This window comes from uncultured Planktosalinus sp. (genome assembly GCF_963973675.1).
In the GTDB taxonomy this organism is placed as follows: Bacteria; Bacteroidota; Bacteroidia; order Flavobacteriales; family Flavobacteriaceae; genus Planktosalinus.
Genome location: NZ_CAXBAN010000039.1, coordinates 1 through 10854 on the forward strand (window position 1 = coordinate 1; position 10854 = coordinate 10854).

Genomic DNA, 10854 nt, shown 5'->3' on the forward strand with positions numbered 1-10854 from the left:
GGCAGTGTAAGCCTGGGATGGTTTTTGGAGCGCAACCGTGAAAAACTGGCAAACGATGTCATACTTATTAGTGATACCGGTATGATTGCCAAGGATGTCCCATCCATCACCACAGGATTGCGTGGCTTGAGTTATGTGGAAGTAGAAGTCACCGGTCCCAACAGAGATTTACACTCGGGTCTTTATGGAGGCGCCGTGGCAAACCCAATCAATATTCTGGCAAAAATGATTGCCTCGTTGCATGATGAAAACAACCATATTACTATCCCCGGTTTTTACGATAAAGTAGAAGAACTTACTACTGAAGAAAGAGCTAAAATGGCCGAAGCCCCTTTTAGTCTCGATGCTTATAAAAAAGCGTTGGACATAAACGATATCTATGGTGAAAAGGGGTATACCACCAACGAAAGAAATTCAATTCGTCCCACATTGGATGTCAACGGAATCTGGGGTGGCTATACAGGTGAAGGTGCCAAAACGGTGATTGCCAGTAAAGCGTACGCGAAAATAAGCATGCGCCTAGTACCCGATCAGGACTGGAAAGAAATCACTGAATTATTTAAAAAACATTTTGAAAGCATCGCTCCTGAAGCCGTAAAAGTAAAAGTGACTCCTCACCATGGCGGAACCGCTTATGTAACACCCATCGACAGTATGGAGTACCGCGCTGCAGAAAAGGCTTATAAGGCTACTTTCGGTAAAACACCAATCCCGCAACGCAGTGGCGGGAGCATCCCGATTGTGGCATTATTTGAAAAAGAATTGAAAAGTAAAACCATTTTAATGGGCTTTGGACTGGACAGCGATGCCATTCATTCACCAAATGAACATTACGGTATCTGGAATTACCTGAAAGGGATAGAAACCATTCCGCAGTTTTTTCATTATTTTGCTGAGATGAGTAAGTAATCTCGACTTTCAAAAAATATAAAAATCCCGTCAAATGCGGGATTTTTATATCTTAGGTCTTAAGTCTTGTAGTCTTACGTCAAAAAAAATTATACCTTTTTCACAAACTTGGTCAAAATCACAATTTGCTGGCCATCGACTTTCCCTTCAATTTGCTCATCATTATCGTGCACCAGAGATATGCGCCTCACGGCAGTGCCCCTTTTTGCGGTAAGCGATGAGCCTTTTACATCCAAATCTTTAATTAAAACCACGTTATCACCAGCTTCTAGAACAGCGCCATTGCTGTCTCTGTGAATAATTTGATCGGCTTTGGCAACGTCGTCACCGGCAGCCTTTGCCCACGACATGGTCTCATCATCGAGGTACATCATTTCGAGTAAATCCTGCGGCCAGCCTTCAGCTTTGAGACGGTTCAACATACGCCACGCCAAAACCTGAACTGCCGGCACGGTACTCCAAATACTGTCGTTTAAACTGCGCCAGTGGTTGGGGTCTATGGTTTCGGGGTTTTCGATTTGATTCAGGCAAGTTTCGCAAAGCAAGACATTGGTTTCATTAATGTCGCTTGGTGAGTTGGGCAGGTCGTAGCCCTTAAGGTTTTCAGTCGCTTTACACATTTCGCAGCAGGAGCCGCTTCTTTCCCTGAGTTGTTGTTCGTTAAGCATATTTAATAATTTTTGGCAAATGTAATACTTTTATCAACCCTCTCAGGGTTTGAAACCCTGAGAGGGTTCCTCATTTTGAAAAATATTTACTTCTATGTTTGTAGAATTAAAATATTATTCTACATTTGTAGAGTAATAAATTTTAAACCCATGCAATTATCCAAAGCCGAAGAACAACTTATGCAACTTTTGTGGAAACACAAGCGTGCCATCATGAAGGATTTGATTGAAGCCTATCCAAAGCCAAAACCGGCAACAACAACTATTGCAACGCTTTTAAAACGTATGCAGGATAAAGGTTTTGTAGAATACAAGCAGGAAGGCCGCTCGAGGGAGTATTTTCCTTTGGTCAAAAAGAAAGATTATTTCTCAAAACAAGTCAATGGCCTTATTAAAAGTTTTTTTAACAATGACACCGCGCAGTTCGCTTCTTTCTTTACACAGGAAACAAACCTCACCAAAGCACAACTGGAAGAACTCAAAAAAATAATCGATTCAGAAATCAAAAAGAAAAAATAATGGAACTCTATTTATTAAAATCTGCCGGTTTACTCGCATTGCTTTATGGCTTTTATAAACTCGTTTTGGAAAATGAAAGCATGCATGTGTTCAAACGGTTTTATTTGCTGGGGTCCTTACCGGCTGCTTTTTTGATTCCATTGATAACCTTTACAAGTTATGTGGAAGTGCCCGTAAGTTCATCTCAAATATTTGTTAGTAATTCCCTTACTATGCCTATGCCAGCAACTGAGGTTTCGGTGAATCTTTGGCCCTATATTATATGGAGTTTGTATGGGTTGGGAGTGGTGTTTTTCAGTATAAAATTTGGTAAAAACCTCAACCAACTGATTTCAAAAATCAAGAATAATCCAAAACTTACCCGGAATTCCATTCACCATGTTTTGCTGAAAACGACGGTAATTCCCCATACGTTTTTAAATTATGTCTTCATCAACAAACAAAAATTTGAGGCGAAGGAAATCCCTGACGAGGTGATTGCACACGAGCACGTCCATGCCAATCAAAAACACAGCATAGATATTTTACTTGTGGAGCTTTTACAAATTGTATTTTGGTTCAATCCGTTGCTGTACTTTTTAAAAAGAAGTATCAAACTCAATCACGAATTCTTAGCAGATCGCGCTGTTTTAAATAGGGGAACTGACACGGCTGCTTATCAAAACATTTTACTGGCATTCTCATCACATGCCACCACGCCTTCACTGGCAAACTCAATCAATTATTCATTCATCAAAAAACGATTTACAGTTATGAAAAAACAAACATCCACCCAAGCCATCTGGCTGCGAAGCCTTTTATTATTGCCATTGCTGGCGCTTATATTATATGGGTTCAGTACTAAAGAAGTCATTCAAAAAGAAGTTGTCACAAAACCAGTACAAACTGAACTTCAACAAGAAAAAGCCACAAAAACCGAAGTTGAAGAATACAACAAACTGGCAAAAAAATACAACTCGATGCCCAGGGACAATATGCGAATCCTTAGTGCTGAGGTTGAAAAAATGAAGTTCATTTACAATAAAATGACAGCAGGACAAAAAGAAAGTGCCGAACCTTTTCCTAATTTACCTGCCCCGCCACCGACACCTCCAACTCCACCCACACCACCAACTCCAAATTTTGAAAAAGATACACGAATGCCACCCTTGCCGGCACCAGCACCACCGGCACCATTGAGTGACCCCATAGAATACATCAAAGCTTTACATAAAAGTGGTGCGGTATTCTATATTGGCCCGCATCAATACAGTTATGAAAAGGCACTTGAAATGGCAAAAAAAACAAATGATGTAACTATAGATATAAGCCAATACCCCAAAGTAAATTTATTAGGTTGCTAATCGTGATTTTAGCATTATAAAAAAATCTATTCTTTAGTCACCAACCCTCTCAGGGTTTGAAACCCTGAGAGGGTAAAATTCAACACTTCAGACAACATTTCCCTATAAAAGAGCGTTTTAGTAGTTCATCAATCAAATTTATCCATCATGCTAAAACGCTTTTTTATTTTCTGCTCCGGGGCAGATACAAAAATACTCGACTCCTGTTCGCCCGGTGAACAAACCAAATATGCCGGCATTGGCGCCACCGTTTTCTTTACTGCCGTTATGGCGTTTATTGCTGCCTCTTATGCGCTTTATACTGTTTTTGACAATTATATATCCGCTATTGCTTTTGGACTTGTGTGGGGACTGCTTATTTTTAATTTAGACCGGTTTATCGTTTCCACCATAAAAAAGAAAAACAATTTTAAGAGCGAGCTCCTTCAAGCATCACCACGTATTTTGCTGGCCGTTATTATCGCTATTGTCATTGCCAAACCGCTTGAGTTAAAAATATTTGAAAAGGAAATCAATCAAGTGTTACTGGAACAAAAAAATGAGTTGACCCTTGCCAATCAGGAACAAATTGCTACTCAATTCACGCCAAAAGTCAATGCCCTTGAAACGGAAATCGCCACTTTAAAGGAAGAGATTACCGCCAAAGAAGCGGAAGTAAACGTCCTCTATGACACTTACATTTCAGAAGCCGAAGGCACCGCAGGCACCCAAAAACTTGGGAAAGGACCCGTTTATAAAGAAAAACGAGAAAAACACGATGCCGAGCTTGCCGCTCTACAGGAATTAAAAGCAACTAACACTGAAAAAATCAATAAGGCTGAAAACCAAATCGCTTTTTTGAGTGAGGAATACAACACCAAAGTTTCAGAAAGTCAGCCCGTCATCGATGGCTTTGATGGTTTGATGGCACGAGTGGATGCACTCAACAGCCTGCCCTTGTTGCCGTCACTTTTTATCATGCTTTTGTTTTTAGCCATTGAAACCGCGCCCATCATTGCCAAATTGCTTTCGCCAAAAGGTGCTTACGACCTAAAACTCGAAGAAGAAGAAAACGCCCTTCAAACCTGGGTTGCCCAGCAAATGCACCAGCGCAAAGCTGTGTTGCAAACCGATACCGAAGTCAATAACCGCGTCTATGCAGACATCGCCGAAGAGCAGGAACTCTACGATTACAAACGCAAAAAAGCACGAGAATTACTGCAGTTACAGGCGGATGCTTTTTACAACAAGCAAAAGGAATTAATAGGCTAAATTTGAATCATTAAAAAGTTTGTATTTACTCCCAAAACAAAGGTTCTGCCGTGCAATGTCGGGTGAATGTCGGGTGAAATACAATGAAAAAAATTGTACATTGAGTAGTTCATTTGTAGTATTGTGCTGTCAATCAATTTACCTTAATAATGAAACAACCCGAGTTAGGTCAAAAAATCCTTGATTTAAGAAAAAAGAAAGGACTCACCCAGGAAGAACTGGTAGAAAAGTGCAACATCAATGTGCGCACTATTCAGCGCATAGAATCTGGTGAGGTTTCACCAAGACCTTATACCATCAAAACCATTCTCGCTGCATTGGATTATGATTTTGAATCAATAAGCAAAACCGCTAATCCAAATAATGAGCAGGCAATCATTGACCCTGAAAAAACTAATTATGTAATAAAATCCCTAACCATTGCTTGTGTTTTTGGAGGCTTTTACTTTTTATTAGGTTTTCCTGAGTTTTATGCAGACTGGTTAAGAATTTCAGAGAACGAATTTCCTTATCCAAAAGTTATTTATATCCTTTTGAAAGTATGTATTCTTTTGTCAGTTGTATTTTTTATAAAAGGTTTTTGGGTTTTGGGTGTCGAACTAAAAAATACCTTGCTGAAATTTTCATCCCTGGTTTTGATAATTTTTTCTGCTTTTTTATATATCTATGATATTGTATCCATTTATTTAGAGATTATTCCAACAGAATATTTTATGAGTGGTATGTCTTTAAGCTTTGGTGCAATAGGGGTTTTGTTTGGATTAGGTATTCTTAAACTAAAGTACTTACTGGGTACAACCGCTTTGGTAACCGGAATATTTGAAATAATTGTTGCTGTTTTTTTCTTTACTGTTTTTCTTGCCTGGTTTGCTTATATTTTAATGATTCCATTGATTTTACTTGAAATCATTCTTTTATTCAAAGCGCTTGAAAAAATTAAAAATGATAAAATGCATCTTCATAATGAGTAACCAGCTCTGTGGTGTTATTTTTCAAAACGGCAATAATATCAAACCGGGTTTCGAGTTCGATGTCATTTTCCTCCAGGTAGGCGTTCATCACTTTTACGATTTGTTTTATTTTACCGGGAGTTACAAAACTTTGCGGGTCGCCAAAAAAATCTGAATTTCTGGTTTTTACTTCCACACAAACCATCAAGTTGTCTTTTTGAGCGATAATATCCACCTCAGCATGTTCATAAATAAAATTGCGGTCTAATATTTTATACCCTTTCGCTAACAGGTGTTGTGCTGCTAATTCTTCCCCGATTTTACCTAATTCGTTGTGTTGAGCCATTTTGGGTTTTCAAAATTCAGGTTTCGTGTTCAATTTACAAAATTTTCATTTCTAAACCTCCATCATTGGTCATCCAGATACCATCGCCCATGCAAAAAACTCATAAACTCACAACAATTTTCTACCTTTACAGAAATGGAAAAAACCGCTTTAGACATACAGATTTCAACCTTACCCGATAGTGCCGGTGTCTATCAGTATTATGATAAAAACGGTAAAATTCTTTATGTAGGCAAAGCCAAAAATTTAAAAAAAAGGGTGAGTTCTTATTTCACCAAAAGTCACGACAATGCCAGAACTCGATTATTAGTCAGGAATATTTCTGAAATAAAACACATTGTGGTCACTTCAGAAACCGATGCCCTTTTACTGGAAAACAACCTCATCAAAAAATACCAGCCACGCTACAATGTGATGCTAAAAGATGACAAATCTTATCCGTGGATTTGTATTAAAAATGAGCGCTTTCCTAGAGTTTTTACTACCCGAAAGGTGATTAAAGACGGCTCAGAATATTACGGACCTTACACCAGTATGAAAACGGTGCAAACCCTTCTAGAACTAATTAAAGGCCTTTATCCCCTAAGAACTTGTAATTATGATCTTTCACAAGAAAAAATCAATGCCGGAAAATATAAGGTATGCCTCGAGTATCACATAGGCAACTGTCTTGCTCCTTGTGAAAACAATCAAAGTGAAAAAGACTATCATGAAAATATTGAAGCCATTCGGCAAATTGTAAAAGGCAACTTCAAGGACTCTCTGCAGCGTTTTAAAAAACAAATGAAGCACTATGCTGAAAACCTGCATTTTGAAGATGCTCAACGACTAAAAGAAAAAATAGAAATCCTTGAAAATTACCAGTCAAAATCCACCATTGTCAATCCAAAAATTAACAATGTAGATGTATTTTCAATTGTTTCAGATGAAGGGTATGGGTATGTCAATTTTTTACAAATCTCTTTTGGAAGCATCATTAGGTCACACACGATGGAAATCAAGAAAAAACTGGATGAATCTGATAAAGAGTTGCTTGAATTGGCCATTGTTGAAATAAGGCAACGCTTTCAATCACAATCAAATGAAATTTATGTGCCTTTTGAAGTAGAAGTGGGGGAAAATATTAAAGTACACATTCCCCAACTAGGCGATAAAAAAAGAATATTGGAGTTATCCATTCGCAATGCGAAATATTTTAGGATGGAGCGGTTTAAACAAATAAAAATAACCGATCCAAACCGACACGAAAATCGCATTATGGCACAAATGAAGAAGGATTTAAGACTTTCTGAAGAACCGCGACACATCGAATGTTTTGACAATTCAAATATTCAGGGAAGTAATCCCGTGGCTGCCTGCGTAGTTTTTAAAAACGGAAAACCAAGCAAAAAAGAGTATCGAAAATACAACATCAAAACTGTAACAGGACCAGATGATTTTGCGTCAATGGAAGAAGTGGTATACAGACGTTATAAAAGACTTCAGGAAGAGAAGCAACCTTTGCCCCAACTCATCATCATAGATGGAGGAAAGGGACAATTAAATTCGGCTTTAAAAAGTTTGGATAAATTGAATTTACGCCGAAAAATTGCCATTATTGGAATTGCAAAAAGACTTGAAGAGCTTTTTTTTCCAAACGACCCAATTCCTTTATATTTAGACAAAAAATCAGAAACCTTAAAAATTATTCAGCAATTGCGAAATGAGGCTCACCGGTTTGGAATTAAATTCCACCGAAATAAAAGAAGCAATGATGCGTTAAAAACCGAAATGGAAACTATTCCGGGAGTGGGTGAAAAAACAATAGTTAATTTATTAAAACACTTTAAAAGTTCAAAACGCATAGCCAATGCTTCTTTTGAAGAACTTGAAGAAGTTATTGGCACAAGCAGGGCAGAAAAAATTAGAGCCCATTATAAATCAATTAAATGAAGCGAATTGTAGTCTTTATAACAGCCTTATTTTTTATGAACTTATCCTTTTCCCAGGAGCAGGAAGATGTAAAAGTAGGACTGGTTTTAAGTGGTGGTGGAGCTAAAGGGCTCGCTCACATTGGTGTGCTCGAAGAAATTGAAAAAGCCGGAGTTCGAATAGATTATATTGGCGGCACCAGTATGGGAGCAATCATTGGAGGTCTGTATGCTGCCGGTTATACAGCAAAAGAACTGGATTCAATTTTTCAGGTAATCGATTTTGACGAATTGATTCAAGATAATTTACCACGGGCGGCCAAAACTTTCTATGAAAAAAATGACTCTGAAAAATATGCCATCACTTTACCTTTTGACGGTTTTAAAATTTCATTTCCCACATCACTTTCAAAAGGGCAAAACCTTTTTAATTTATTGTCAAAACTTACTGAACATGTAAGTGATGTTGAGGATTTTTCAAAACTACCCATTCCGTTTTTCTGTGTAGCCACCAATGTTGAATCGGGCACTTCTGTGATACTCAATAATGGTAATTTACCTCAAGCAATGTCTGCAAGTGGCGCACTGCCCTCTTTATTCAGCCCTTTAGAAATTAATGATGAATTATTGATTGATGGAGGGGTCACTAATAACTATCCGATTAATGAGGTTAAAAAAATGGGTGCTGATATCATAATTGGTATAGATGTTCAAGACAGTTTGTTAACTCGTGAAAGTCTCAATTCTGCCATAGATGTGTTGGTTCAAATTAACAATTACAGAACCATTAGAGACATGAAAACCAAAAGAAAATTAACTGACATCTATATTCACCCAGATATCAGGGAGTTTTCTGTAATTTCGTTTGACAAGGGCGATGCCATTATTGAGGCTGGAAGAGAACAAGGAAAACTTTTTAGCGAAGAACTTAAAGCCCTTGCAGAAAGACAGGTACCGAGAAATAGGATAAAAGTAAAAAAACCAAAAACCGACAGCTTAAAAATTGATGAAGTCACAATATCCGGAATATCAAACTACACCCGTGCCTATGTTTTAGGAAAATTAAAATTAAAAACACCTGTAAAGACTACATATCAAAAATTTAGTGAAGGAATTAATAACTTGACAGCTACGGGAAATTTCAATCAGATTAATTATTTTTTAAAAGAAAACCAGAATCACGAAAATATACTTGAACTTCAACTTTCTGAAACGCCTTCCAGGAACCTACTAAGGCTAGGTATACATTATGATGATTTATATAAAAGTGCCGCTCTCATTAACATAACAGGAAAAAGAATTCTGCAAAAAAACGACATAGCTTCTTTTGACTTAATTTTAGGCGACAATATTAGGTATAACTTTGATTATTATATTGATAAAGGCTATTACTGGAGTATTGGCGTGAGGTCACGTTATAATAATTTCAAGAAAAACGTCCCATTTGAGTTATTCCCTCCTGAAATTGTTGATGGAGTAAACTCTGTAGCAAATATTGAGGTAAGGCACGAAGACTTCACAAATCAATTTTACGTTCAAACCTTGTTTCAACAAATATTTTCATTAGGGCTGGGTGCTGAGCATAAATATTTATTATTCAAATCAAATACACTTCAAAACGCCAATCAGAATAATAATGCCATTTTTGAAGATACAAATTATTACAGTGCCTACGGCTATTTAATACTCGACACAAGAGATAATAAATACTTCCCTGAAAAAGGTGTTTTATTTGACAGTAAATTTAATTTTTACGCTTTTGCCAATGGTCTTAATGACCCTACTTTTGAGCAATTTTCAATCGCAAAAGCCACCATTGGTTATACCTACAGCCCTTTTCAAAATATATCTTTGAGTCTTACTTCAGAAGGCGGCTTCAAAATTGGAGGTGAAGGCACTAGTACACTTGATTTTTTTGTGGGTGGCTATGGGTTTCAGTCAGTTAATAATTTTGTGCATATGTTTGGTTATGATGCATTCAGCATAAGAGGGGATACCTTTTTAAAAACAACTTTGCGAATGGATTATGAGGTTTACAAAAAAACGTACTTATCTGCAGTTGCCAATATCGCTAATGTTGGAGACAAATTATTTGAGTCAACTGCCTGGCTTGAGAATGTCCCGCACAGAGGCTATGCCTTGGGTCTGGCTACTGAGAGTTTTATCGGGCCAATTGAAGTGTTTTACTCCTATTCTACAGAAATTAAACAAAGCAACTGGTATGTAAGTTTAGGCTTTTGGTTTTAGAGAAATCTTAATAAAATTCTATTATTTTTTTCCGATATTTGTTAGCAAAACAACACTTTATGCCGTTTTATCATAAATTAGGAAAAATACCTCCAAAAAGACATACCCAATTCAGAAAACCAAATGGTGAACTCTATTATGAGCAATTGTTTGGAACCATTGGTTTTGACGGTATGTATTCAAATATGTATCACATACACAGACCCACTCAGGTTAAAGAAATTAAAAAACAATACAATGCTGCTCCAAAGATTGTGAACCCTAACAATATGCAGTCCTATAAATTATTTGGATTTGATGTCAAGCCCGAAAAAGATTATCTGGAAAGTCGAAAAATAGTTATGACAAACAGCGATTGCCATATAACCTTGGCTTCACCGCAGAATAAAACACAAGACTATTTTTATAAAAATACAGACTCTGACGAATTGTTATTTGTACACAAAGGTTCAGGAAAGCTTCGTACTTTTTTAGGAAACTTGGAGTTTAAGTATGGTGATTATCTTTTAATTCCCCGTGGAATAATCTACAAAATCGATTTTGATACAGACGACAACCGTTTGTTTATTGTTGAATCCCGAAGGCCCATTTATACCCCAAAACGATATAGAAATTGGTTTGGTCAATTACTAGAGCACTCCCCTTTTTGTGAAAGAGACCTCAGAAAGCCCGAAGAGCTTGAAAATTATGATGAAACTGGAGAGTTTTTAA

10 protein-coding genes are annotated in these 10854 nt (G+C 37.2%); 8 read left to right on the top strand and 2 right to left on the bottom strand.

Annotated elements, in window-relative coordinates:
* Positions 1–909: M20/M25/M40 family metallo-hydrolase (locus AACY61_RS02715; RefSeq protein ID WP_339609937.1), on the top strand; the 909-nt coding region annotated here is incomplete at its 5' end.
* Between the two features lie 89 nt (positions 910–998).
* On the opposite strand, the gene AACY61_RS02720 is transcribed toward AACY61_RS02715, so the two are convergent.
* Positions 999–1577 carry a PhnA domain-containing protein gene (locus AACY61_RS02720; RefSeq protein ID WP_339609939.1) on the bottom strand — a complete coding sequence of 193 codons (579 nt, stop codon included), beginning with the start codon at positions 1575–1577 and terminating at the stop codon, positions 999–1001.
* Positions 1578–1727: 150 nt separating this feature from the next.
* On the opposite strand from AACY61_RS02720, the gene AACY61_RS02725 reads away from it, so the two are divergent.
* From AACY61_RS02725 to AACY61_RS02740, 4 genes are all read left to right on the top strand, one after another.
* On the top strand, positions 1728–2096 hold the full coding sequence (locus AACY61_RS02725) for a BlaI/MecI/CopY family transcriptional regulator (protein WP_339609941.1): 369 nt from the start codon (positions 1728–1730) through the stop codon (positions 2094–2096).
* Positions 2096–3439, top strand: a complete 1344-nt coding sequence (locus AACY61_RS02730) for a M56 family metallopeptidase (protein ID WP_339609943.1) — start codon at positions 2096–2098, stop codon at positions 3437–3439. Before AACY61_RS02725 ends, AACY61_RS02730 begins: the two co-directional genes overlap by 1 nt.
* 147 nt (positions 3440–3586) lie before the next feature.
* Complete coding sequence (locus AACY61_RS02735; RefSeq protein ID WP_339609945.1) at positions 3587–4690, top strand: DUF4407 domain-containing protein; 1104 nt, start codon at positions 3587–3589, stop codon at positions 4688–4690.
* 149 nt (positions 4691–4839) lie between these two features.
* Positions 4840–5661 (top strand): helix-turn-helix transcriptional regulator, encoded by an 822-nt coding sequence (locus tag AACY61_RS02740; RefSeq protein WP_339609946.1) that lies wholly within the window; start codon positions 4840–4842, stop codon positions 5659–5661.
* Here AACY61_RS02740 and AACY61_RS02745 read toward each other — a convergent pair.
* Positions 5627–5986 (bottom strand): YraN family protein, encoded by a 360-nt coding sequence (locus AACY61_RS02745; protein ID WP_339609948.1) that lies wholly within the window; start codon positions 5984–5986, stop codon positions 5627–5629. The genes AACY61_RS02740 and AACY61_RS02745 overlap by 35 nt on opposite strands.
* 135 nt (positions 5987–6121) lie before the next feature.
* Here AACY61_RS02745 and uvrC point away from each other — a divergent pair, with 135 nt between their 5' ends.
* The 3 genes from uvrC to AACY61_RS02760 all read left to right on the top strand — a co-directional run.
* Positions 6122–7918, top strand: a complete 1797-nt coding sequence (gene uvrC / locus AACY61_RS02750; RefSeq protein ID WP_339609950.1) for an excinuclease ABC subunit UvrC — start codon at positions 6122–6124, stop codon at positions 7916–7918.
* A complete protein-coding gene (locus AACY61_RS02755; RefSeq protein WP_339609952.1) occupies positions 7915–10143 on the top strand; it encodes a patatin-like phospholipase family protein in 2229 nt (742 codons plus the stop codon). Before uvrC ends, AACY61_RS02755 begins: the two co-directional genes overlap by 4 nt.
* Before the next feature lie 59 nt (positions 10144–10202).
* Positions 10203–10854 (top strand): homogentisate 1,2-dioxygenase (locus tag AACY61_RS02760; protein WP_339609954.1); only part of this gene is annotated, 652 nt, incomplete at its 3' end.

Coding starts and splice junctions, on each gene's coding strand:
- AACY61_RS02720 (WP_339609939.1), bottom strand. CDS start 1,577: ATGCTTAACGAACAACAACTCAGGGAAAGAAGCGGCTCCTGCTGCGAA.
- AACY61_RS02725 (WP_339609941.1), top strand. CDS start 1,728: ATGCAATTATCCAAAGCCGAAGAACAACTTATGCAACTTTTGTGGAAA.
- AACY61_RS02730 (WP_339609943.1), top strand. CDS start 2,096: ATGGAACTCTATTTATTAAAATCTGCCGGTTTACTCGCATTGCTTTAT.
- AACY61_RS02735 (WP_339609945.1), top strand. CDS start 3,587: ATGCTAAAACGCTTTTTTATTTTCTGCTCCGGGGCAGATACAAAAATA.
- AACY61_RS02740 (WP_339609946.1), top strand. CDS start 4,840: ATGAAACAACCCGAGTTAGGTCAAAAAATCCTTGATTTAAGAAAAAAG.
- AACY61_RS02745 (WP_339609948.1), bottom strand. CDS start 5,986: ATGGCTCAACACAACGAATTAGGTAAAATCGGGGAAGAATTAGCAGCA.
- uvrC (WP_339609950.1), top strand. CDS start 6,122: ATGGAAAAAACCGCTTTAGACATACAGATTTCAACCTTACCCGATAGT.
- AACY61_RS02755 (WP_339609952.1), top strand. CDS start 7,915: ATGAAGCGAATTGTAGTCTTTATAACAGCCTTATTTTTTATGAACTTA.